Raw genomic sequence first — 25,466 nt, 5'->3', positions numbered from 1 at the left:
TTGTTTCTTTAATCCGTATGGAGTCTTTGATTTGTGACTGGTCAATCAACTTATTCTTTTTCAAAAGGAATCTGCCGCTCCATACATCTATGTAATTTTTTGAACGGACAAAACAGATTTCAGGTGCAGGACCAATCAGATTTCGCGGAATGGCCCAACTAAGGAATTTGTACTCAAATATTACAATATCCTTTTCTGATTTCCACTTTCTCTGATTGTTTTTTCTAATCTTGAAATTCTGGTTTTTTCCTGCTTTGCACCCATAATCCAATGCAATACCGCCTTCCGGTATGATGGCGCCTGGCTGTTGAAAAACTCCCATGCTGTTGTATGGGCGATAAACTGTTTTTCAAATTCACTGGTTAATTCAGGTGATTCATTTTCATGCGAATATATGGCAGATTTTTCTTTTGTCCGAAGTGCAAAAGCCCTTAATCCTGCTTCCGTTACAAGGCCGGATTGGGTTAGTTCACCCATCTTTTTGATATTAACAGCACTCCAGATGCTCGTAGGTTTCCTGGGTGTAAAACGAATGCTGTAACTTTCCTGATCAATCGATTTTCGCACCCCATCGATCCATCCGAAGCATAATGCCTGATCTACCGATTCCGGCCAGGTCATCGAAGGTTTTCCGGTTCCAACCTTATAAAAGCCTACCAGAAGTTCTTTTTCTGTCAGGTGATGCTTTTCAAACCATTCTCTGAACTCCTGAGGAACCTTAAAAAATTTAGCTTTCATTTTTATTTTTTTTGACACTGTGAGCTATTACCTCTCAGATATGAATTTAAAATAATCATTAACTTTTTTGTTTTAACATTGAGCATATTAACCTGTATGGTATATCCTACATTTTCAAATTGAGGAAAAATAGTGTTGATAATTTTACTTTTTTTTAGCCTTCCATTTTTCATCACAATATTTATTTGATGCGAAGTTTTAATTCCTCTGTAAGAACTAGATGTTTCAAAGAAGCTTGCTACATTTTCAAAAGGAACCAATATCTTTTTTCGTAAAGGATCATAAATAATAATCTCATTATTGTTAATAGTAAGCAATGGTTTTTGCCTGAATAGAATCAGCATCGAATATACGATACCAAAGGAAAAAAGAATGCATCCAATATAGCTGATGATTATTCTGAACAAGCTTTTGTATATCAGTTCTTCATAGAAATGAATAAAAAGATAAACAAAAGCAGAAGATAAAATAAGCAGAATTAAACTTTTTATTTTGCTTGAATAGAAATGTATTTCATTCATACTTAAATTTAGATCACCTCAGGTATGTATAAGCAAAATTAAATAAATTATTATTTCACCGGCAGCAAAAAATAAAAAGTACTGCCCTGATTCAGTGAACTTTTAACCCCGATTTCCCCGTGCTGCTTCTCAATGAAGTTCTTGGAAATAGCCAGTCCGAGTCCGGTGCCGTTCTGGTGCTCTCCCGGGACCTGGAAATAGCGGTCGAAAATCTGGCGGTGGTATTTTTCATCAATCCCTTTCCCGGTGTCTGTAATGCTGAAGGACACAGAGGATCCTTTCCTTTCTACCCGGATGGAAATGGTTTCATCCTGAAAAGAGTGTTTGATGGCATTGCTCAGAAAATTATTCATCACCCAGACGGTCTTATCAAAATCAGCGGCCACAGCATCCTGGTCTCCGGTTTCATAGTCGGTGACAATTGAAATATTCTTCTGTTCCGCAAGTTTTTCCACATTCTTTATGGCAGCCTGAACCAATTCTTTAGGAGAGCACGGTTCAATATTCAGCCGGATATTTCCGGTTTCAACCTGTGAAAGGTTTAGCAGTTCTCCGGTAATATCCAGCAGTCGTTGCCCGTCTTCATTGATGCTTTTCAGCAGTTCCTTCTGCTGTTCATTAAGTTCTCCGAATTTCTGGTTTTCCAGCAATTGCACACCCATTTTGATCGCCGAAATAGGCGTTTTCAGCTCATGGGAAATCGTGGCGATAAAATTGGTCTTGGCAAAATCCAGCTCTTTGAACGGCGTAATATTTCTTAGCAGGATGACCCTGCCGATGTATTTTTTTTCATTCTCACCCGTTTTTATGATATTGATCGGAACCACTTCCTGCTCAAAATAATTTTCTTTGTGATCCGCAACGATTTTGATCGGGTCTTTCTGCGGATGATTCATGTTCTTCAGCAGTTCCCGGACCAGGTCATTATTAACGGCAACTTCATGAACCGTCTTCCCGATGATTTCTTCCTTATTTAAATGGGTGATTTTCAGAGCCTCATTATTGATCATGTAAATGAAATGGTTTTCATCAAGGCCAATGACTGCATCATGCATATTGTTGACCAAGGTTTCAATACGCTTTTTATCCATCAGCTGTTTAGACAGGGTACTGCTTTCGTATTCCTGAAGCTTTTCAGCCATGACATTGAATGACCGGGCCAGGTCGTTGAATTCTTCACTGCCCTTGAAATGGACCCTTTCACTGTAATTCTTATTGGCAATCTGCCGGATGCCGGATGTAAGCTGGCTGATCGGTTCTGCAATCGTCTGAGGAAGTTTGAACAGCAGTACAAAAGCGATCAGGAAACATACGGTTCCCAGGCTGACAATCCAGAACGTGGCATTTTCTGCGGTGATAATAGCCATATCGCTTTTCCGCTCAATCCCTTTCATGTTAAGCGTCATGATCCTGACCAGGTCTTCGCGGATCAGTTTTTCCTTTTCATCATCCGGATGTTGCAGGTAGCTGTTGAAGTGCAGGTTCAGGCTTTGGGTGGCTTCCTTTTCGCCGGATTCCGTCAGGTTTTTTTCCTGAAGTTCATTATTTTTCCTGAAAGCCTGTACGGCAGCTTCCCGGTCCGTTTCAATCCTGTCCAGCGCAAGCAGCATATTTTTGGAAAATTCGATGCTGTTGTAATTGGCATTAAGGATTTTTTCCGTGTCCGATTTCAATTTATTGATGTAGACAGATCCCATTACTGAAAGCAAAACGATCAGTAAAAAAAGGAGGCCGACGCCTAAGGTAAGTTTTGTTTTGAGTTTCATCAGTTTGATTCAGGATAAAATAATAATATCGGTCTGCCGTTCATTCAGGCGGTTCATCAGCGAATAGATCCAGCTGTACCCGAACACCCTCTGCCATAATCTCGCATGAGGCTTTCCCATACATACCGTGGTGATATTGTGTTCAACAACATACTCCAGAATGCCGCTGTACACGCTGTTGTTCTGTACACGGATGACTTTGGCGCCCAATTCCTGTGCTAAATTAAAATTATTAATCAAATAACGCTGTTTATCCAGAGCAATTTTTTCCAGGCTTTCCGAAGGTTTCTGAATATAGAGAACGGTCCACGGACTGTTATAATAACTGGCCAGCCGTGCGGTCTTCCGGATGATGTTTTTGGCTATTTTCCCGTTGCTGCTGATGCAGGCCAGAAACTTTACGGGCTTGAAGTTTTCCGTCCTGATCTCCGTTTCCACCTTCTTTTCCACATGGGTCGCCACTTCCTTCAGCGCCAGCTCACGCAGCTGCAAAATATGCCCGCTCTGGAAAAAGTTCTGTAAAGCGGTCTGTATTTTTTCTTTTTTATAAATCTTGCCTTCTTTCAGGCGGGTAAGCAATTCATCAGCTGTGAGATCTATATTAACCACTTCATCAGCCATGGCCAGGATCTTGTCCGGGACCCGCTCCATTACTTCGATCCCGGTGATCTTCCGGACTTCCTCATTCAGGCTTTCAATATGCTGGATGTTCATGGCGCTGATGACGTTAATTCCGTTGTCCAGGATTTCCAGCACATCCTGCCATCTTTTTTTATTTTTTGAGCCTTCGATATTGGTGTGCGCCAGTTCGTCCACGATAACCACTTCCGGGTGAAGGTTGATGATCGCCTGCAGGTCCATTTCCTCCAGGTTTTTGCCCTTATAGAACGATGACCTTCTCGGGATTTCAGGTATTCCTTCGGTCAGGGCCTGGGTCTCTTCACGTCCGTGTGTTTCAACATAACCGATTTTAACATCAATCCCGTTCCGTATCATGGAATGGGCCTCCTGAAGCATCCGGAACGTCTTTCCCACACCGGCGCTCATCCCGATGTAGATTTTGAATTTCCCTTTCCGGGATTTCTGAATCAGTTCTGAAAAATCTTTTGCTGAAGACATGAATTTGATTTTTTTTAATTGTATTTTCTGCATGGCTGCCGGTAGGAATAAGCGGGGGATAAAAGATACCTGTTCAATTTGACCACAAAGTCACAAAAGTTATTTTTACCACATTAGAATCATGAAGATATAAGCTTTGAAAACAGAAGAACACATAAGATGAAATCTTTGATTTTCATGGATCATCTCATGTCATCTTTCGTGCATCCTTCATAAAATCACGGGAATAATTTCTTCCATTTGGCCAAGTAGTTTTCTTAATAAACGCAGTCTTAATGAACATCAACCTAACAGGCGTGAATATCTGTTAGGTTTTAGATATAATCCCTGATTAAAACCAGGCTGCTAAACTGGTGGTAAGGAAAAAGTTTCCTTTCAGTACTTCGTCGTTTTTCATCAATATGGCATCTTTAGAAGTGAATCCCCTGGCCTCTGTACGGAATATCACATTTTTAAAAATTGTATAATCCACGTTCAGGGAATAGCCGTAGGTCTGAAATCCGTTAGGCGTTCCTGTACTGATGATGACTCCGTTTCTGTCACTGTAATATTCCAGCCGGCCGGCTACAGCCCATTGATCATTCAGCTGATATTTCATCAGGATATTCGGGCTGTACCAAAGGTTGTACTGGTGGCTGCCTTTCTCCTTTTGTTCGGCTCCGATATCAAAACCCAGTGTGGTTGAAAATTGGTCCGTCAGTTGAAAATTTCCGAAGAGATCATGGAAATACCGCATTTTCTTTTCTGCCTTGGCTTTATCGTTTCCTATAAAAGAGCTGCTGTTCAGCGTAATCTTATCATTAGGCTTATAGATCACCTGATGCCCGAAAGAAATCGTCTGGTTGCCTTCCGGCTTGGCAATCCGCTGCCATCCGTTCAGGACCAGCCCGCTGATGAACCATTTTCCGTTGTCTGTAGTATAGGAAACTTTGGCTCCGGTCTCAAAATAAGGGCTGTTTTCTGCGGCAAAACTCCGGGTAAGATTGATATTGTCCTTTCCTATGGCACTTTCCCAGCCGATATGGGAGGGCATGATACCGGCGTCGATCCAGAGATTTTTCGTTTTCGAAATCCTGATCCCGATATTCGCTTCATTAACATATCGCAGGGCATTCTGCTCAGCTGCCAGGTTGTCCTGGGCATAGGTTCCGGCCATCAGAGCCAGGTTAGCACGCATGTTTTCGGTCTGATAGGCAGCTTTTACCAATCCCAGGTTCAGGTTGACTTCATTGTGCCGGTTATACGAATACAGGAAGTTCTGCCGGATATGATTGGCCGGTTCATTGAAATCATAGGTATAGAACAGCTCCGCATAGCCGGAAAAAGTTAGTTTAGGCTGAACGGCCGCTGAATCTGAGGTTTGGGCTTTAGATAAAAATAAGCCTAGTAAAAATGTGGTGGTGATGAATTTTTTCATGGGTGGATAGAGTACAGCAAATACTGTACATGTATATTAAAGAAGTGATGATTTAAATAAAATAAAAGGGATTAAAAGCAATGGTGATCAGATTATTTTTGCTGCATTCTATCCAGCGCAATGTTCAGTTTCAGGACATTGATTTTGGAAGGCCCGAAAACGGATTGTTCAGTTTGTTTCCGGATCAGGGCCTCAACTTGTTCTACAGGGAGGTTTCTTTCTTTTGCAATCCTTTTTACCTGGTAAAGCGCACCTTCCGGCGAGATGTCCGGATCCAGTCCGCTTCCGCTGGCGGTCACCAGTTCTACAGGAACTTTTACATTCTGCATTCCGGGATTTTGCATGGTAAGCGTGTCGATCCTTTTCTGGACGGTTTGCAGATATTCTTCATTGCTTGGCCCTTTATTGCTTCCGGCACTTCCGGCGGCATTGTAATTGACCGCAGAAGGACGGCCATGGAAATATTTAGGAGATTTAAATTCCTGACCGATATTAGCGTAAAACTTCCGGCCTTTATAATGGATGATCTCTGCATTGCCCTGAGTAGGTAATATTTTGGCGCCGGCATACACAATGCCCAGGTAAATTCCTACTATCACAAGCATGACAAGAGTCAGTCGTAACGAAGATATGATATGATTTTTCATTTTGATAAAAATTTAAGGTAATAAAATGGGGATGGAAGAATGACCCGTATTAATATGTTCATGGTTCAATGTTAAAAGAACAGGCTGATAACCAGGTCAATCAGTTTTATTCCGATAAACGGGGCAATAATCCCTCCCAGGCCATAGATCAACAGATTCCTTCTCAGCAGGGCACTCGCACCGATCGGTTTGTAAGCAACGCCTTTCAGGGCAAGCGGTATAAGGATCGGGATGATGATCGCATTGAAAATAATGGCTGACAGGATCGCAGATTCCGGACTGTGCAGGTTCATGATGTTCAGCTTTTGCAGGGCCGGAATAAAGGTGATGAACAAGGCCGGAATGATGGCAAAATATTTCGCTACGTCATTGGCAATGCTGAAGGTGGTCAGCGTTCCGCGGGTCATCAGCAATTGTTTCCCGATTTCTACGATCTCGATCAGTTTGGTGGGGTCGTTATCAAGGTCCACCATATTTCCTGCTTCCTTGGCTGCCTGGGTGCCGCTGTTCATGGCTACACCCACATCGGCCTGGGCAAGGGCGGGTGCGTCATTGGTTCCGTCTCCCATCATGGCCACCAGCTTTCCTTCCTGCTGTTCTTTTTTGATGTAGTTCATCTTATCTTCCGGCTTGGCTTCGGCTATAAAATCGTCTACACCGGCTTTTTCGGCAATAAACTTTGCGGTCAGGGGATTGTCGCCTGTTACCATAACGGTTTTCACTCCCATTTTCCTCAGCCTCTGAAAACGTTCCTGGATCCCGGTTTTAATGATATCCTGAAGTTCTATGACGCCCCATACCTGTTCATTCACCGAAACAACCAGAGGGGTTCCTCCGTTTTCAGCAATCCGGGTTACGGCTTCCTGGGTTTCCTGAGGAAATGTATTCCCTGCTTTTTCCGTCAGTTTCTTAATGGTGTCATAAGCTCCTTTCCGGATCCTTGTATTTTCAAAATCGATACCGGATGTCCTGGTTTCAGCCGTAAAATCAATATACACAGGGTTTGGGACCAGCAGTTGCTCAGGTTTCAGCTGGCTTAATTCGATGATGGATTTCCCTTCCGGGGTTTCGTCCGCAACGGAACTCAGGGCCGCAGCTTTAATGAATTCCTCCATCTCGGTCGTATGAACAGGGTGGAACTGTGTGGCCTTCCGGTTCCCGATGGTAATGGTTCCCGTTTTATCCAGCAGCAGAACATCAATATCTCCTGCTGTTTCCACAGCTTTGCCGCTTTTGGTGATCACATTGGCCCTTAAAGCCCGGTCCATCCCTGCAATCCCGATCGCAGACAGCAGCCCGCCGATGGTTGTCGGGATCAGGCAAACAAAAAGTGAAATGAATGCTGCGATGGTGATCGGCGTCTGCGCATAGTCTGCAAAAGGTTTCAGGGTTACGGTAACGATGATGAAAGTCAGCGTAAACCCGGCTAACAATATAGTAAGTGCGATTTCGTTGGGTGTTTTCTGTCTGGATGCACCTTCTACCAGGGCAATCATTTTATCTAAAAAAGATTCTCCGGGCCTTGTGGTTACCTTCACTTTGATCCTGTCGGAAAGTACCTTCGTACCGCCGGTGACAGAGCTTTTGTCTCCTCCGGCTTCCCGGATCACGGGAGCGCTTTCCCCGGTGATGGCAGATTCGTCTATGGTAGCCAGTCCTTCGATGATTTCCCCGTCCATGGGGATCTGGTCGCCGGCTTCACAGAGAAACACATCGCCCAGCTTCATGTCGGCGGATTTTTTAAAGACCGTTTCCAACTGGAATCCGGGATGGTTTTCCAGGATGACTCTGGCCGGAGTTTCCTCCCGGGTTTTCCTTAGCGTATCTGCCTGGGCTTTTCCCCGGGCTTCTGCAATCGCTTCCGCGAAGTTGGCGAACAGGACCGTGAAAAAAAGAATGACGAAGACCAGGAAATTATAGGCAAAGCTGCCCTGTGAACGGTCGCCTGTCAGGCTGAACAGGCTTACGATGAGCATGACCACGGTTCCGAGTTCCACCAGGAACATGACCGGATTTTTAAACATGATTTTCGGATTCAGCTTAACGAATGACTGGCGTATGGCTTCGTTAACCAGATCTTTCTGAAATAGTGTCTGTGACTGATTTTTCATTGCTTTGAATGGATGTCGTTTGTAGTGAGGGGATGAGAGATTGAGAGATTTAAAAAATTAAAAATTTAAGCATTTAAAAATTTGAAAATTTGAAAACTGAAATTGGTGAGTAAGGTTAAAACTTCATTTTCATTACGTAATGATTAATCTTTTAATCCTTCAATCCTTAAATTTTTAAATGTTTCCAATCTCTTTAATCTTTCAATGTTTAATTCTATTTACTGAAATATTGCAGCTGTTCTGCGATCGGTCCCAGCGTCAGGGCAGGGAAGAAGGACAGTGCGGCGATCAGAAGAATGACGGCTAAGGTCATGAATCCGAAGGTTGCCGTATCCGTTTTCAGGGTTCCTGCACTTTCCGGGATGTATTTTTTCTGTGCAAGCAATCCTGCAATAGCTATCGGGCCGATGATCGGGATGAATCTTGACAGCAGCAATACAATGCCGGTGGAGATATTCCACCATGGCGTATTATCGCCCAGGCCTTCAAATCCGGATCCGTTATTGGCGGAAGAAGACGTGAATTCATACAGCATTTCACTGAAGCCGTGAAATCCGGGATTATTAAGTGTTTTGGCTCCGAATTCCGGCAGATAGGCGGTTAGGGCAGTACCCACAAGAATCAGGAACGGGTGGAATAAAGCTACGATCATGGCAATTTTCATTTCTTTGGCTTCGATTTTCTTGCCTAAAAATTCAGGGGTACGTCCCACCATCAGGCCACTGATGAATACAGCGAGGATAATGAAGATAAAGTAATTCAGGATGCCCACACCGCAGCCTCCGTAGAAGCAGTTGATCATCATGGCCAGAAGCTGGTTCATCCCGGAAAGCGGCATGGTGCTGTCGTGCATGGCATTAACAGATCCTGTAGAGATCACTGTTGTTGCAATGCTCCAGTAGGCCGAAGCAGCACTTCCGAAACGGATTTCCTTGCCTTCCATCGCTCCGAGATGAGGATCGGTGCCCATTTGGGTAATCAGCGGATTTCCCTGGGTTTCATTGATGATATTCGGAACGGTTAAGGCTATAAAACCGATGGTCATGACCGCGAAAATAGTCAAAGACAGTTTCCTTTTCTTCAGGTAGAAACCTAATGTAAATACCAATGCAAACGGGATGATCATCTGGGTAACCATTTCGGTCATATTTGTCAGGTAATTCGGGTTCTCCAGCGGATGTGCGGAATTGGCCCCGAAAAACCCGCCGCCGTTAGTCCCTAGATGCTTGATCGCGATAAAGGCAGCTGCCGGACCCCTGGAAACATCCGCTTTCTGGTCTTCCAGAGTCGTGATATGGTCTTTACCTTCAAACGTCATCGGACTTCCGTTGGCAGAAAGGATGAAGGCGACTACAATGCTTACCGGAACCAGGATCCTGGTCATGGACCTCACGAAAAAATCGTAGAAATTACCTAATTCCGTGGTCGTTTTATCCTTAAATGCCTTGAAGAGCACTGCCATGGCTGCCATTCCCGTAGCCGCGGTTACAAACTGCAGGAACATGAGGTATAGCTGGCTAAAGTAGCTGACTCCGGTTTCGCCGGAATAATGCTGCAGGTTGCAGTTGACCAGGAAGGATATGGCCGTGTTAAAGGCCAGATCGGGGGACATATCAGGATTGCCGTCCGGATTCATGGGAAGCCACGACTGATTCAGCAAGATCAAAAATCCGATGATGAACCAGACGATATTGATGGTGAGCATGGCAAACATATTCTGTTTCCAGGTCATCTGCTTATCCGGATTGATTCCCGAAATTCTGTAGATGAGATGTTCAACCGGCTGGAAAAGCCTGTTCAAAAAAGTTTTTTTATAGCCATATACACCGGCAATGTATTTTCCTAAAAATACACCGATCACGGTGGTTATGGCAAACATGACAATAATGCCTAAGATTTCTGTATTCATGTTTTCAGGCTAAAATTTTTCAGGTTTTATAAGTACATAGCAGATGTACACGAAAGCGAGGATGGAAAGGAAAAATAAACTCCACATAATTCTTTATCTGATTTATATTTGATCAAAAAATTCAACGGACCTGTAGATCATCCAGAACAGGAATACACACAGGATGATAAGGCACAGCAGCATCATATCGAAACGATCAGGGTTGATACGGTGGATACTGCATACGGAACCATCAGCATACTGAGTACGGCATGGTTCCGTTTCTGGAAGGTTTGTCTTGAAATTGTCATTGTATATTATTTATTCTGTATCCTTAATGCCAAAAGGGATTCCATTTTAGGAATTGTTTGAATAAGGGTTTGATTAATAATATTTTATGTGGAATTTGGAAAGTGCCGTGAAATAAAAAAGCCTATCAAAATGATAGGCCTGTTATTAAAATGATCATTGTTTCTATCCTAAAGAAACGAATGGCTAACTCTTAACTTTAAACTCATAACTTTTACCGAAGTCCATATTCCTCCAGCTTGCGGTACAACGTAGCAATCCCGATTTCCAGCAGGCGTGCAGCTTCCGCTTTGTTGCCTTTTGTATACTGCAGGACTTTCTGGATGTGCTCTTTTTCCAGGGATTTCATGCTTAAAGAGTCGGTTCCGGAAACATTTTTTTCAGAGTACTGAGGCAGGCTTTCTGCATCCAGCTGATGATCGTTCATCAGGATAAGGCTTCGTTCCACGGTATTCCGCAGTTCACGGATATTGCCTTTCCAGTCGTTCTTTCTTAATAGTGTATAGTATTCGGGATCTACATGGAGGCTGGAAACATGCAGTTTTTGGGAGAAGAAGTCAATGAAGTTTTTAGCAAGGGCTTTCAGGTCTTCTTTCCTTTCGCGGAGGGGAGGGAGCCGGATCTCGAAAATGTTCAGACGGAAATACAGGTCTTCCCTGAAATTTCCCTGTCTGATTTCCTCTTCCAGGTCCCGGTTGGTAGCGGCAATAAGCCGGAAATCTGATTTTGACACTTTGGTTTCCCCCATTTTTATGAATTCGCGGGTTTCCAGGACGCGCAGTAATTTGGCCTGGAGTTCAACAGGCATTTCCCCGATCTCATCCAGGAACAAAGTGCCGCCATTGGCTTCTTCTATAAGCCCTTTCTTATCTTTTACCGCTCCGGTAAAGGCGCCAGCTTTATGCCCGAAAAGTTCGCTTTCCAGGATTTCCCTGCTGAATGCGGAACAGTTGATGGCGACAAAATTATTTTTTTTCCTTTCGCTGCCCTGGTGGATGGCATTCGCAAAAACTTCTTTGCCGGTCCCGGTTTCGCCGGTCAGCAGGACCGTAGCATCGGTGACAGCCACTTTTTCTGCCAGCCTTCTGGCCTGAAGGATCAGCGGCGATGTTCCGATAATGGCTTCAAAACCTTTCTGAACCGTTGCTTTCTGTGCTTTTTTAACCGCATTATCTTTTGCTTTTTCCATAGCTTTGTACACGAGCGGGATGATCTTTTCATTGTCATCCCCCTTAACCAGATAGTCGTAAGCGCCATTTTTCATCGCCTGAACGGCATCGGTAATATTCCCGAAGGCGGTCATCAGGATAATTTCCAGGTGCGGGTATTTTGCCTTGATGGATTGTACAAGCTCGACACCAAATGCATCCGGCAGGCGGACGTCGCTTAATACGACATCAAATTCAGCCTGTTCCAGCATGGTCATGGCTGAACGTGCGGTGGAAGCCTGTTTGACGTTAAAATCTTCCTGGGAGAGGATCATTCCTAAGAGCTTGAGGAGCTTGATCTCGTCATCGATGATGAGGATGTTTCCGGACATGGTGCGTAAATTTGGAAAAACTGATGCAAACTTATTGAATTTATTTTGGATTAAAGGAAATAAGGCTGAAGGTTGAGACTGATGTTGAGGTACGGTAGCCTTGTCAAGGTTTAAAACCTTGACAAGGCTGGATGACGGGTAAACCGTACTGACCTGACAGGATTTCGATTCACTAGCCCGGATAGCAGCGGTTACCCGCAGCAGCTTGGACTGGCTGCGGCGCGAGGAGTATGAGCGGATAGCCGGAATAAGCTCCCATACATCAGCGTTGAATTCAGCCGGCGTTCGCTTTGGGTTTTGATTATGATGATCATAGATGCAATAACAAGAAAAACAGGGACCTTTCCCTTACGATTGCTTACATTTGTAATGCCTCAGGATTGAGGAGAAAAATGAAACGAGTTTATGACGGATAAAAAATATAAGGAAACGATTCACACTGATAATAATAACTACGAATACACCACCATTACCTACGATGAAAATAATGTACGGATCTACACCCTGAAGAACGGACTGAAGGTATTTGTTGCCAGGAATACCGATGCTCCGAGGATCCAGACGTATATCCCGGTGAGAACGGGAAGCAACAATGACCCTGCGGATAACACCGGACTGGCCCATTACCTTGAGCATATGATGTTTAAGGGGACTTCCAGGATCGGAACCTTGGACTGGGAAAAGGAAAAGGTTTTGCTGGATGAAATTTCCGGACTCTACGAGCAGCACAAAGCAGAGCCGGATGCAGAAAAAAAGAAAGAGATTTATACGAAAATAGACCAGGTTTCCCAGAAAGCCAGCCAATATGCCATTGCCAACGAGTATGACAAGGCTATTTCTTCCCTGGGAGCCACAGGGACTAATGCCCATACCTGGTTTGATGAAACGGTCTATAAGAATAATATCCCGAACAATGAGCTGGAAAAATGGCTTAAAATAGAACGGGAAAGGTTTTCTGAACTGACGTTACGGCTTTTCCATACCGAACTGGAGTCGGTGTATGAAGAGTTCAACCGTGCGCAGGACAATGATTCCAGGCTGGTGCAGTATGAACTGATGGATGCGCTGTTCCCCAACCACCCGAACGGGCAGCAAACCACGCTGGGAAAGGCGGAACACCTGAAAAATCCTTCGATGAAAGCCATCCACCAGTATTTTGACGAGTATTACGTTCCCAATAATTACGCCATGGTACTGGTAGGAGACCTTGATTTCGAGGAAACTATTCAGCTGGTCGACCGATATTTCGGCAGCATTCCTTACCGCGAACTTCCTGAGAAAACTCCTGTAACAGAACAGCCAATGACCCGGATCGTTCAGAGGACCGTGAAAAGCCCGACTACGCCCAGGATACAGCTGGCCTGGAGAACGGAAAGTTACGGCACACGCGAAGCCATGCTGGCAGATATTGCAGCCAACATCCTAAGCAACAGGGGAGAAGCCGGACTTCTGGACCTGCACATCAACCAGACGCAGAGAATGCTCTGGGCACAGGCTTTTTCCGTAGGCCTGAAGCAATACGGTTATTTCTCAATAGTAGCTGTACCCAAAGAAAACCAGACGCTGGACGAGGCCAGAGACATGGTGTTAAAGGAGATCGAACTGTTAAAGAATGGGGAATTCCCGGACTGGATGCTCCCGGCTATCATCAATGATTTTAAGCTTCAGAGACTGAAAACCCTGGAAACGGCAGACGGACTGGCCACTAACCTTTACGATACCTATATTAAAGGCAGGACCTGGGAGCAGGAACTAAATGAAATGGAGGAGTATGCATCCTTTACGAAAGAAGATGTCGTTAATTTTGCACAGGAATTCTTTAAGGATAATTATGTTGCCGTATACAAAGAGAAAGGTATCAATGATCAGCTGATCCGGGTTGACAATCCGGGCATCACGCCGGTGAAAATCAACCGTGAAGCTCAATCTGACTTTTTAAAAGCGATCCTGGCAGAGAAAACCCAGGACATCCAGCCTGAATTTATCGATTATGATAAAGAGATCCGCAAGGATGAGGTGAAAGGCAAGGCGCTGAGCTTTGTCAGTAATAAATACAACGACCTGGCCCAGGTCCATTTTATCTTTCCCATGGGCAGCGACCATGACCGGGATCTTGGCGTTGCTACACAGGTATTGCAGTATCTGGGTACCGACCGTTACTCTCCCGAGGAACTGAAAATGGAATTTTTCAAGATCGGGGTAACCAACGATTTTAAAACCACGCATGACCAGTTGCTTATTTCCTTAAACGGGCTGGAAGAAAATATTGAAAAAGGAATCGCCCTGCTTCAGCACTGGATGCACAACGTAAAGCCGGACCAGGAAATTTACCGTCAGTTTGTACAAACGCTGCTGGAGAACCGTGCTGCCGTGAAGAAAGATAAGAACCGCATCATGACGGCACTGACTACCTATACGAAGATTGGCCCATTTTCCAGGTTTACGGATGTGATTTCCAGGGAAGAACTGGAAAACAGCAGCGCAGAAGTCTTCACCGACCGGATGAAAAACCTGTTTAGCTATCCGTATCAGCTGTTTTTCTATGGAAAGGACTTTGAACGTTTCAAAGGATACATTGAAAATTATATTCAGCCGCAAAGCCTCCAGGTTCCTGAACCGAAGATCTATCCTGAACCGGAAACCACCGGAAATGTCTATTTTACGGATTATGATATGGTGCAGATGGAAATGAGCAAAGCAGGCCGCGGAAAAGAAGTGGATATCCATGATTTAGGAAAAATCAACGTATTCAACGAATATTTCGGAAGAGGATTGTCATCCATCGTCTTCCAGGAGATCAGGGAAAGTAAAAGTTTGGCCTATTCCGCCTATGTTTCTTACGCTGCGAATGCTGAACTCGGCCACCACGATTATATCACCACCTACATCGGGACGCAGCCGGACAAGCTCCAGGTTGCCGTCGATACCATGGATGAACTGATGAATGAACTTCCTGAAGTGCCGATCCAGTTTGAAAATGCACGGAATGCAGCCCTGAAACAAATTGCATCTGCACGGATTACGCGTACGAATATCTTCTTCAATACTTTAAGGCTGAAAAAATTGGGGATCAGCCATGATTTCAGGAAAGATATTTACGAACAGATCCAGAACCTGGAATTTGAAGACCTCAGAGCATTTTATGATGCCGCTGTTAAGCCGATCCGGTTCAATACGGCGATCATCGGTAAAAGGGAGAACCTGAACAGGGAAGCCGTAGATCAGATGGGAACCTTTACGGAAGTCAGCCTGAAAGATATTTTCGGGCACTGATGAAATTGAGATAAATATTTTCGGCCGCTCCTTTGGAGCGGCCGAAAATATTTTTACAGCATAACGACAGATTACTTAACCACCTTCATTTCATCGATCAGCCATTTGGAATCGGCAAATTTGTCGATGATGAAAAGGATGTATTTGGTATCCACCATGATGTTGCGGCTGAAACGCGGATCATAATTGATGTCGCTCATCGTGCCTTCCCACTGGCGGTCGAAATTCAGTCCGACAAGGTTCCCGTTGGCGTCCAGCGCCGGGCTTCCGGAGTTCCCTCCCGTGGTATGGTTGGTGGCGGTGAATCCTACGGGGACATCGCCTGTTTTATCTTTGTAATTCCCGAAATCTTTTTTCCCGTACAGGTCGATCAGCTTTTTCGGAACATCAAATTCATAATCTCCGGGAACATATTTTTCCATGACTCCCGCCAGGTGGGTCTGGTAGTTATAGGAAACGGCATCCCTCGGTGAAGAGCCTTTTACTTTTCCGTAGGTCACCCTAAGGGTGGAATTGGCATCCGGGAAGAACTTACGGGTCTTATCTGTAGCCATCTGCTGCGCCATGTAGGTTTTCTGCAAAGCATCGATTTTAGCCTGCAAAGTGGCGAACTGTGGATCAGCTTTTGTGGTATAAGCTTCTCTCATGGTTAAAAACAGCTCGTATACCGGATCTTTTTTTAATGTTTTAACCAGCTTATCCGGATTAGAAAATGCTTTATCGATATCCTCGCTCAGAGAAGCTCCGTTTACTTGGGACCTGCCGCTGATGATTGAATTTTTAGACATATTTTCAATAGTCTGCAGGTTCTGCGCTTCATTTTTGTATGCTTCAAAGCCTGCCGGCAAGAACTGAGGTGCCGTTTTATTGGCATACAGGGCAAGAAGCTTGGCGGTAACCTTGGCATCCAGTTCAGGGTTGTAATCTTTGTAGAATGACTTCAGCCTGGATTTCAGTGAGGCAGTACTTTTTTCATCCATTTTCCCGGCTTCTGTCGCAGTAACGTAATTATAATACAGATTAGCCAGCATCAGGGTTTCAGCATTCCTGATCACTTCAGAATAGTAGGCATTGTTCAGGGCAAAAGGAGCCTGGTCGCTGTACAGTTTATTCAGCTGGTCCAGCGTGATTTTGATCTGCTCGTTTTTATTTGCTAAAGTATTTTCGTATGCTTTCTTTTTCGCTACGGCATTAGACTTTTTCAGTCCTTCAACTTCACCGATCCATTTTTTCCAGTAATTGGCCACCGATGCATATTTGGATGCATACTGGATCCTTGTGGCATCATCGGCGCGCATTTTCTCGTCCAGGGTTTTCAGGGCCACATCTCTTACAGCAATTCTTGCCGGATCAATTTCCGTCATGATCTTTTCAACGGCAATGGCAGGAAGGTATTCGGTAGTCCTTCCCGGGAAGCCGAATACAAAAGTGAAATCGTTTTCGTTTTTGTCTTTAATGGATACCGGAAGGTAATGTTTCGGAACATACGGGACATTGTCTGTGGAATATTCTGCGGGTTTATTGTTCTTATCCGCATAAATCCTGAACATGGAAAAATCTCCGGTATGCCTCGGCCATACCCAGTTATCCGTGTCGGAACCGAATTTTCCGATGCTTTGCGGCGGTGCACCTACCAGACGGATGTCTTTATACGTCTCAATGGTAAAAGCATAGAATTTATTGCCGTAGTACATGGATTTTACGGAAACCGACTGATAAGGTTCGATTTTCTGGCTGTTTTTATATGCCTCGATGTTCGCGGCGATTTTCTTTGTAAGTTCAGGTTCGGTAAGCCGTTCCGTACCTTCAAGAATCTGAGGCGTTACTTCTTTAATATCAACGATGAAATCAACCGTCACACCGGGGTTAGGAAGTTCACCGGTCATATTCTTAGCCCAGAAGCCGTTGGTGAGCAGGTCATTCTGAACGGTAGAGTGATTCTGGATTTGTCCGTATCCGCAGTGGTGGTTGGTCAGCAGGAGTCCTTTCGGGGAAATAATTTCCGCTGTACATCCTCCATTGAACTGGACTACCGCATCTTTAATGCTGGGTTTCTGCGTGTTGAAGATATCCTTGGCAGAGATTTTCATGCCCAGCTCTTTCATTTCTTTTTCATTCAGCTCCGTCGGGATCCACATTCCCCCGTACTGTTGGGCAAAAGCCATGGCAGCCGGAACAAGGAATACAGATAGAAGTATCTTTTTGGTCATAATCAAAATTTTGCCCTAATTTACAAAGAAAAGGTGAATTGAGGGCAGGAGAGAGGAAGAGTTATGGGCAAGGGATAGTGAATGATGAGTAATGGGTAATGGGTAATGAGTAATGGGTAATGAGTAATAATGGGTAATAAGTAATGATTGATGATTGATCGTGATGGGTAATGGTCAGATGGATTTTAAAATTTCCGGATTGATGAATTTTCAAATGATCAGTTTCCCTGTAAACCAGTGAACCTCACGACGGCTTAATTTTTGTTCCCAATTACCTGCATCACCTAAAATTATTGTTATGAAAAATCAGATTCAGATCATTTCGATGGCAGCACTGGTTGTTCTCGGTTCATGTTCCAAAGAAAAGCAGCAGGAAGTTTCTTCCGCAAACCTGAAAACAGACCCGATGGCGATCCAGACCCCTGTGGATTCGTCCTCTGCCGCTGCACCCGCATCATCACAGGCTGAAAAAAGCAATGCCGACTGGTACGGAACCTATGAAGCGGTAGTGCCTTGTGCCGATTGCCCGGGAATTCAGACTACCCTTACCCTTGAAAAAGATAACAGCTTCCAGCTTCAGGAAGAATACCTGGAAAGGAAGTCCAAAAATAAAGATCACGGAACTTATATATGGAATGCTGCAACTGATATTCTTGAACTGAAAGGCAATGATACACATTACAAGTACAAGGTCGGTAACAATACCCTTACCCAGCTCGATATGAACGGGCAGCCGGTAGAGGGTCCTAATAAAGATCTCTATGTATTCAAGAAAAAACAATAATAGATAACAGGCAGGAGCGGAAGCTTCTGCTTTTTTTAAAACTGATAGCTGGTAATCCTGCTATTGTTCCGCATCTCCTGGACCAACAATTCGTGGTTCCTCTTTTTGCCTGTAAGGATCCATATCGTGCTGAATTTCCCTTCTGAATACTGCTGTTTTGAGACGCTGGATTTCAGATGATGCTGTGCGAAAATCTGTTCACAATACAGAAGGTCTTCCGCTTTCGGTACTGTAATTTTATATTCGATAATTTTATGGTTTTTATCGATGAGCTTCTCCAGGTAGGTCAGGATGCTCAGAACCAGAAGCACCAGTAAGGTTCCCAACAACGCAATGGAAATATGACCTGCACCTACAGCCATTCCGATGGAAGCTGTTGCCCAGATCGTAGTTGCGGTCGTTATCCCGTCTATTTTGTTGTCCCCTTTGAAAATAACCCCTGCACCCAGGAACCCGATCCCGGTGATGATATTGGCGGCAATCCGGTCCGGGTCATCCTTGCCGATCACAACGGACAGAATGGTAAACAAACAGGCCCCGAAGCAGACCAGGATAAAGGTGCGCAGCCCTGCCGATTTATTGCGGTACTCGCGCTCTGCGCCGATCAGCAGGCCCAATAAAACAGAAATAAAGATCAGCAACAGTTCATTTTCAACAGAATGTTCCGGTAAGAGGTTCATAACATCATTTTATTAAGCTACCTAAAAGTACAATAAATTTTACCTTTCCAATATGATTGCAGTTATATTGAAAGAAGACTGCCCGGTAAGGACAGTCTTCATAGGTATATACTTTACTATTTCTTTTTCAGTACAGTTTACTGCTGTTTCTCAATCAGGTCGAGGAACTGCTGTTCGTCCAGGATTTCTATGGCACCAATGCTCTGGGCTTTTTTAAGCTTACTGCCGGCTTTCTCGCCCACTACGAGGAAATTAAGGTTTTTGGATACCGCAGAAATATTTTTCCCGCCGTGCTTCTCCACCATTTCTTCAGCCTGCTCCCGGGTAAACAGCGAAAGCTTTCCGGTGAACAGGAATGTCTTCCCGTCCAGGATATTGGATATCACTTCGTTGGTGCTTTCTCCCCGTTCCAGCTGTACGCCATAGGATTTCAGGCGTTCAATCATCAGGATATTTTCCGGATTGTTGAAAAAGTCTGCAATGCTTACGGCAATCTTGGTCCCGATATCCTCTACCTGGCAAAGTTCTTCCAGCGTTGCGTTCTTCAGCTCATCGATAGTCCCGAAATTCTTCACCAGCTTTTTGGCAACGGTTTCTCCTACGTGCTTAATCCCGATTCCGTACAATACCTTTTCAAAAGGGACTGTCTTGGACTGTTCGATCCCGTTCAGGATATTCTGGACAGATTTTTCCGCCAGTCTTTCCAGTGGCATGAGCTGTTCCTTGGTTAAAGCATAGAAATCCGCCGGATTCTCGATCAGCTTAGCCTTATAAAATTGTTCGATGGTTTCGCTGCCTAAGTTTTCTATGTTCAGGGCTTTTCGGGAAACATAATGGATCATTCTTCCGATGACCTGAGGCGGGCAGTGAAGCTCATTCGGACAGAAATGAATGGCCTGGTCTTCCACTTTTACCAGTTCCGTTCCGCATTCCGGGCAATGTCTGATGTATTCGATCTCCTTGCTGTCCGGACTTCTCTTATCCGGATTGACTTCAATGATTTTCGGGATGATCTCACCGCCCTTTTCCACATAAACAAAATCATGTTCGTGGAGGTCCAGTTTTTTGATGATGTCTTCATTGTGCAACGATGCCCTTTTTACTACTGTTCCGGCCAGTAAAACCGGCCTCAGGTTGGCAACCGGTGTAATAGCTCCGGTACGCCCTACCTGGTAAGATACGCTCAGCAGTTCGGTTTCTACCTTTTCGGCTTTGAATTTATAGGCCATCGCCCAACGCGGTGACTTGGCGGTATACCCCAATTGTCTCTGTTGCTTGAGCGAATTGACTTTCAGCACGATCCCGTCAATCTCAAAAGGGAGGTTATGGCGCTCATTGTCCCAATACGTGATGAATTCCTGTACTTCATTCATTGAGGTACATAATTTTGCCTGCCGGGAAGTTTTAAAGCCCCAGGACTGTGCTTTTTCCAGCAGTTCCCAATGGGTTTCCGCCGGAAATTCTTCCGAAACAAACTGGTAGAGCACAGACGACAGCCCGCGCTTCCGCACTTCTGCGCTGTCCTGCATCTTCAGGCTTCCGCTGGCCGTGTTCCTTGGATTCATGAACGGATCCAGCCCATCTTCCTCGCGCTGTTTGTTGATTTTATCGAAATTCTTCCGTGTAAGGTAGATTTCTCCGCGCATGAAAAACTGATCGGGAAAATCACCTTTCAGCTTCAATGGGATATCTGAAATGGTCTTTACATTCGGGGTAATCTCATCCCCCTGGAAACCGTCTCCCCTCGTAACAGCCTGGGTAAGCTTTCCGTTTTCATACAGGATGGAAATGGAGGCGCCGTCATATTTCAGTTCAGCCACGAATTCCACAGGATCGTCAATCGTTTTAATGATTCTTTTTTCCCAGTCTTCCAGGTCATCAAAATCGTAGGAGTTATCCAGAGAATACATCCTGAACTTATGGCGGATGGTAGGGAATACTTTGGTAATTCCTCCGCCTACCCGTACCGTAGGGGAATTTTCATCATAATATTCGGGATGCTTGGCTTCCAGGTCCTGAAGCTCCTGCAGGAGCATGTCAAAATCATAATCTGAAATGGTAGGGGCGTCCAGATCATAATAGTTCTGGTTATGCTGGTCAAGTTCCTGGCGGAGCCGTTCTATTTTTTGCTGAATGTTTTCGGACATTACGTTCTATCTTTTAAGCAAAAATAATTAAAGTAATTCCATTTAAAAAATAAGGCAATTAAATATTCCCATAAAATTAAAATCCTGTAACATATACTAATGATTTGATTGTGTTCATGATAAAAATGGATGTTTAAAATGATGTAACATCCTGTTATAATTTAATTCAAGAAATGTTAAAATTCCCTTAAACAGGCGCCTGGAATACTGTCATAGCTTTGCACTCAGTTAATTTTTGAATATGAGAAAAGTAAAGATTGTATTGGGATTGTTGTTTTTGGGTCTGGGCACGCTCAGTTATGCGCAGACTACCCAGGCGGCTATCGTTGGGAAGGTAACAGGCGTCAATAATAAAGCGCAGGACAAGGTGAAAGTGACTATCATTAATGAATCTACCGGTTTCCGTACAGAGACTGAAACCAACTCAAAAGGGGAATATATCTTTAAAGAAATTCCTCTTGGCGGACCTTATACGGTAATCGTCAATGATGATAAGAGGGAAGGGTATATGCTTAACCTCGGTGACCAAGTGACCGTGAACATGAATCTTGGAAACGAGAAGGCTATTGAAGAAGTGGTTATTTCCGGTAACCTCAAGAATAAAATCGGTAACCTTGGGGCAGCTACGGCCGTTACCGCGAAGAATATCGGCATTTTGCCAGTAAACGGAAGGAACTTTACCAGTCTCACCGAGCTTTCTCCTCTAAGCGGAAAAGGCGGAAATTTATCCGGGCAGTTGGGTTCCTCTACTAATTTTACCATTGACGGGATGACTGCCAAAAACCCGACTTCTGCAGGGTCTACCACCAGCCGGAGCGGTGCACCGTATTCCATTTCGATTGAAGCGGTAAGGGAATTCAAAATTGTAACCAACCAGTATGATGTAACATTAGGAAGAAGCGGAGGAGGAACCATCAGTGCGGTAACGAAATCAGGAACCAATACATTTTCAGGAAGCGCCTGGGAATACCTGAGAACAGGATGGCTGTCCAGCAAATATGACATCAGGGGAAACGTAAGGACCAATGACTTTTCCACTTCGCAGTTCGGGTTCTCACTCGGCGGCCCGATCATTAAAAACAAGCTGCATTTTTTTGCGGCATGGGACCATCAGCTGGATTCCAGGCCACTGATTATCGCCGATGTGCAAACCAAAGAAGATGCTTTGCGGTTTAATGTAACCAATGAAACCCTGAACAATATCCTGAACATTGCAAGAGACAAATACGGCGTGGGAAGTTCCCCGCAGTTCGGGACTTTTGATAAAGTAAGGAATTCTGATGCCGGGTTCCTACGCCTTGACTGGCAGATCAGCCCTAAACATTTGCTTACCCTGAGAGACAACTTTACCTACGATCTGAATAAGAACGGCCTGGTAGACAATACTGCTATCAACTTTTTTGAATCTTACGGAAACGACAGAAACCTTGACAATAGCTTACTCTTAACTTTACGGTCCAACCTGAAGCCTAACCTGACCAACGAACTGAAAGGTCAGTACCTCTATACATTCCAGGACAGCTACCAGAATGATCAGCTTGGTCATCCGGTTCCCAGAGCAATCGTTGAAAGGGTGCCATCCACGATCGACGGGACTAATCTGACGACCAATATCCAGATCGGTGGACACCGTTTCGGGCAGGAAAGTTTCAGGAACAATGTATTCCAGATCGTAGATAACCTTTATTATAATACAGACAAGATCAAATACACTTTCGGGGCAGACCTGATGTATACCCATGCAAAATCTGTTTACGGAAGTGAGGTCAACGGGAGGTTCCAGTTTTTAGGAACGGATAACTTCAATAATCTGACACCATACAGGTTTTACAGGGAAGTTCCGCTCGTAGCAGATCCATCGGTAAAATCTGACATCTGGAATATCGGTTTGTATGGGCAGATTCAGACGAAGATCGCTAAAGGACTGGATCTGATGGCCGGTCTGAGATTCGATTACGGAGGGTACCCTAAAGCTGAACTGAACCAGAAACTCTATGATGAGATGGGGATACGGACAGACAACCAGATCCGGTCATTCATCATCCAGCCGAGATTTCAGTTTGACTGGAACATCAATGAAGGCAATAAAGATTTCCTGAGGTTCGGAGCAGGAATATTCTCTTCGGACATCAATAATTATATGATTATCAATAACCTGGTGTTTGACGGCAGGCACCTGGCAACGGTAGATGTTAACCCGACCGCCATAGGCATTACTCCTGATTTTGCAGGGTACAGGAATGATTACAACACGGTTCCTACCCTGTCACAATATCAGTTACCGACCATCAATTATACCGGAAAGGACGCGAAGATCCCATTGGTGTATAAAGCCAATATTTCCTATACCCATTTCTTCAACGAAAGATGGAGGGCAGGGATTGCAGGCTATGCGGCACTGGGAAGAAACAACTATTTCTATTATGACAGGAATATGGTGGCCAATCCTTACTTTACCTTGGATAATGAAGGAGGAAGGGGCGTATTTGTTCCTTTAAATACGGTCAATGCCAACGGAACCATGAACTGGAAAGAAGGAAGGATCAACCAGAATTTCGGCCGTGTACTGGAATTGGTGAGTGACGGAAAAGTCAACCAGTTCTCCTTTGTGCTGGATACCAGTTACCGCTATTTCAAAGATGGGGAAATAACGATGAGTTATACTTGGTCTGATATAAAGGATAATACATCCTATAACGGAAATGTAGCGAATTCCGCTACTTTGTTTACGATGATCGAAAGCGATCCGAGAAACCTTAAAATGACCTATTCTGACAATCAGTTCCGTAATAAAGTGGTGCTGTACGGGAACTCGCCTACTTTCGCCGGATTTACGGTAGGGATCAGGTATTCAGGAATCGGAGGGACGCGGTTTTCTATGACGGCAGGAGGAAACGTTAACGGGGATTTTGTAGATTCAAACGATCTGGCTTATATTTTCCCGAACCTCACCCAGACTTTGCTGGATAATCCTGAAGTAGGTAAAGCATTGAAGAATTACATTACGGATTACAACAATACAATTGCTGAACGTAATGGCGGTAAAAACGGATTCTACGGAGTATGGGATGTCCGTATAGCAAAAAAGATCAAGTTTGAGAAAATCGGGGGATTTGAGCTTTCTGTAGATATTTTTAACGTAGCCAACCTGCTGAACAAAGAATGGGGGGTCAACAAATCATACGGAAATATGTCGCTGTACAGAATTACAGGATTCGATGCTGCCGTGAAGCAATTTAAGTATAACCTGAATACGAGCGGTCTGGCTCCGCTAAGCGGAAACCCTTACCAGATCCAGTTGGGTGCAAAATATACTTTTTAAATTTAATATTATTTTCATAAAGCCTGCGATGGCATAAGATTTTTAATTGTTTAATTTTGTATTATGAAGAATTTTATTTTAGGTATCACCATATTAAGTACAGTCCTTATGAAGGCACAAACTCAGGTCGTTGCACACAGAGGGTATTGGCAGACGCAGCCTCCCACAACAGAAAATTCACTTCAGTCGCTGCAGAATGCGCAGAAGTTAAAGATCTACGGCTCTGAATTTGATGTGCGCATGACCAAAGACGGTGTACTGGTGGTCAACCATGATGAACACCACGGAAAGATGGAAATTTCGGAAACCAATTTCAGGCAGCTTGAAGAGGAGGACCTGTCCAACGGTGAAAAGTTTCCTACGTTAAAAAGCTACCTTAAAAAAGGAAAGAAGGATAAAGCCTTGCAGCTGATCATTGAAATCAAGCCTGCAAAAACAAAGGAACTTGAAGATGAACTGGTACGAAAAACCATCGAAATGGTAAAGGATATGAAGCTGGAAGACCAGAGCCAGTTCATTTCATTCAGCCTGAATATCTGCAAGGAAATCAAGAAAATAGAACCGAAATTCAAAGTTCAGTACCTGAATGGGGAGCTTTCACCGGAGCAGGTTAAAGATGAAGGCCTGGACGGTATCGATTACCACTACAGTATTTTCGCGAAAAATCCCACCTGGATTGCCGAAGCCAATGCGCTGGGACTGATTACCAATGCATGGACCGTTAATGATCCGGCAATTTACCAGCAGTTGAAAAGTCAGGGAATCAAATTCGTGACGACCAATATTCCTGATCAGCTGAAGAATAAATAACATTAAGTTCATATAGTAACCATCCTGTTTCTGAAGAGAAACAGGATTTTTTATGATAAGCTAATGCATTGCATACCATGGCTATAGATAATGAATGCTTATGGAAATATGGTGTCTGTTTAATATAGGTTAAAATTTTAAATATTTTATATTAAAAACTATTAATGATTTTAATGTATAGTCA

At 44.2% G+C, this 25,466-nt stretch carries 18 protein-coding genes; 5 read left to right on the top strand and 13 right to left on the bottom strand.

Annotation, left to right across the window (positions count from 1 at the left end; translation table 11 throughout):
• Positions 1–180: 180 nt before the first annotated feature.
• The 9 genes from CGB83_RS07735 to CGB83_RS20735 form a co-directional block, all read right to left on the bottom strand.
• Positions 181–738 (bottom strand): YdeI/OmpD-associated family protein, encoded by a 558-nt coding sequence (locus CGB83_RS07735; protein ID WP_100075275.1) that lies wholly within the window; start codon positions 736–738, stop codon positions 181–183.
• Between the two features lie 2 nt (positions 739–740).
• The gene (locus tag CGB83_RS07730) at positions 741–1,259 is read right to left on the bottom strand and encodes an STM3941 family protein (RefSeq protein ID WP_100075274.1); all 519 of its coding nucleotides are present in this window, start codon (positions 1,257–1,259) and stop codon (positions 741–743) included.
• Positions 1,260–1,309: 50 nt separating this feature from the next.
• Positions 1,310–3,025 carry an ATP-binding protein gene (locus CGB83_RS07725; protein ID WP_100075273.1) on the bottom strand — a complete coding sequence of 572 codons (1,716 nt, stop codon included), beginning with the start codon at positions 3,023–3,025 and terminating at the stop codon, positions 1,310–1,312.
• Between the two features lie 9 nt (positions 3,026–3,034).
• Complete coding sequence (locus CGB83_RS07720; RefSeq protein ID WP_100077530.1) at positions 3,035–4,144, bottom strand: histidine kinase; 1,110 nt, start codon at positions 4,142–4,144, stop codon at positions 3,035–3,037.
• Positions 4,145–4,475: 331 nt separating this feature from the next.
• Positions 4,476–5,561: a porin gene (locus CGB83_RS07715; RefSeq protein WP_100075272.1), complete on the bottom strand. Its 1,086-nt coding sequence runs from the start codon at positions 5,559–5,561 to the stop codon at positions 4,476–4,478.
• Positions 5,562–5,653: 92 nt separating this feature from the next.
• Positions 5,654–6,208 (bottom strand): K(+)-transporting ATPase subunit C, encoded by a 555-nt coding sequence (kdpC, locus tag CGB83_RS07710; protein WP_100075271.1) that lies wholly within the window; start codon positions 6,206–6,208, stop codon positions 5,654–5,656.
• 71 nt (positions 6,209–6,279) lie between these two features.
• Positions 6,280–8,319: a potassium-transporting ATPase subunit KdpB gene (kdpB, locus tag CGB83_RS07705; protein ID WP_100075270.1), complete on the bottom strand. Its 2,040-nt coding sequence runs from the start codon at positions 8,317–8,319 to the stop codon at positions 6,280–6,282.
• Positions 8,320–8,533: 214 nt separating this feature from the next.
• Positions 8,534–10,228, bottom strand: coding sequence for a potassium-transporting ATPase subunit KdpA (kdpA, locus tag CGB83_RS07700; RefSeq protein WP_100075269.1), 1,695 nt, complete (start codon positions 10,226–10,228; stop codon positions 8,534–8,536).
• Positions 10,229–10,237: 9 nt separating this feature from the next.
• Entirely contained in the window at positions 10,238–10,315 is a 78-nt protein-coding gene (locus tag CGB83_RS20735) for a potassium-transporting ATPase subunit F (protein ID WP_077415921.1), read from the bottom strand.
• 21 nt (positions 10,316–10,336) lie between these two features.
• On the opposite strand from CGB83_RS20735, the gene CGB83_RS07690 reads away from it, so the two are divergent.
• Positions 10,337–10,579, top strand: a complete 243-nt coding sequence (locus tag CGB83_RS07690; protein ID WP_100075268.1) for a hypothetical protein — start codon at positions 10,337–10,339, stop codon at positions 10,577–10,579.
• A gap of 151 nt (positions 10,580–10,730) precedes the next feature.
• Here the strand turns inward: CGB83_RS07690 and CGB83_RS07685 are convergent, their stop codons facing one another.
• The gene (locus CGB83_RS07685) at positions 10,731–12,056 is read right to left on the bottom strand and encodes a sigma-54-dependent transcriptional regulator (protein WP_100075267.1); all 1,326 of its coding nucleotides are present in this window, start codon (positions 12,054–12,056) and stop codon (positions 10,731–10,733) included.
• A gap of 405 nt (positions 12,057–12,461) precedes the next feature.
• Here CGB83_RS07685 and CGB83_RS07680 point away from each other — a divergent pair, with 405 nt between their 5' ends.
• Positions 12,462–15,329, top strand: a complete 2,868-nt coding sequence (locus tag CGB83_RS07680) for a M16 family metallopeptidase (RefSeq protein WP_100075266.1) — start codon at positions 12,462–12,464, stop codon at positions 15,327–15,329.
• Between the two features lie 71 nt (positions 15,330–15,400).
• On the opposite strand, the gene CGB83_RS07675 is transcribed toward CGB83_RS07680, so the two are convergent.
• Positions 15,401–17,539, bottom strand: a complete 2,139-nt coding sequence (locus CGB83_RS07675) for a S46 family peptidase (protein ID WP_100075265.1) — start codon at positions 17,537–17,539, stop codon at positions 15,401–15,403.
• 298 nt (positions 17,540–17,837) lie between these two features.
• Here CGB83_RS07675 and CGB83_RS07670 point away from each other — a divergent pair, with 298 nt between their 5' ends.
• Complete coding sequence (locus CGB83_RS07670) at positions 17,838–18,323, top strand: copper resistance protein NlpE (RefSeq protein ID WP_100075264.1); 486 nt, start codon at positions 17,838–17,840, stop codon at positions 18,321–18,323.
• A 35-nt stretch (positions 18,324–18,358) separates the two neighbouring features.
• Here the strand turns inward: CGB83_RS07670 and CGB83_RS07665 are convergent, their stop codons facing one another.
• The gene (locus CGB83_RS07665) at positions 18,359–19,003 is read right to left on the bottom strand and encodes an MgtC/SapB family protein (RefSeq protein WP_100075263.1); all 645 of its coding nucleotides are present in this window, start codon (positions 19,001–19,003) and stop codon (positions 18,359–18,361) included.
• Between the two features lie 137 nt (positions 19,004–19,140).
• Positions 19,141–21,150 (bottom strand): NAD-dependent DNA ligase LigA, encoded by a 2,010-nt coding sequence (gene ligA, locus CGB83_RS07660; protein ID WP_100075262.1) that lies wholly within the window; start codon positions 21,148–21,150, stop codon positions 19,141–19,143.
• Between the two features lie 241 nt (positions 21,151–21,391).
• Between ligA and CGB83_RS07655 the strand changes: the two genes are divergently transcribed.
• Together CGB83_RS07655 and CGB83_RS07650 are read left to right on the top strand one after the other, a co-directional pair.
• On the top strand, positions 21,392–24,472 hold the full coding sequence (locus CGB83_RS07655; protein WP_100075261.1) for a TonB-dependent receptor: 3,081 nt from the start codon (positions 21,392–21,394) through the stop codon (positions 24,470–24,472).
• Between the two features lie 63 nt (positions 24,473–24,535).
• Positions 24,536–25,282 (top strand): glycerophosphodiester phosphodiesterase, encoded by a 747-nt coding sequence (locus CGB83_RS07650; RefSeq protein WP_100075260.1) that lies wholly within the window; start codon positions 24,536–24,538, stop codon positions 25,280–25,282.
• The last annotated feature ends 184 nt before the right edge of the window (positions 25,283–25,466 follow it).

This window comes from Chryseobacterium camelliae, assembly GCF_002770595.1.
GTDB lineage: Bacteria > Bacteroidota > Bacteroidia > Flavobacteriales > Weeksellaceae > Chryseobacterium > Chryseobacterium camelliae.
The sequence above is the reverse complement of the archived record's forward strand: the minus strand, read 5'-3'. Positions and strand labels throughout refer to the sequence as shown.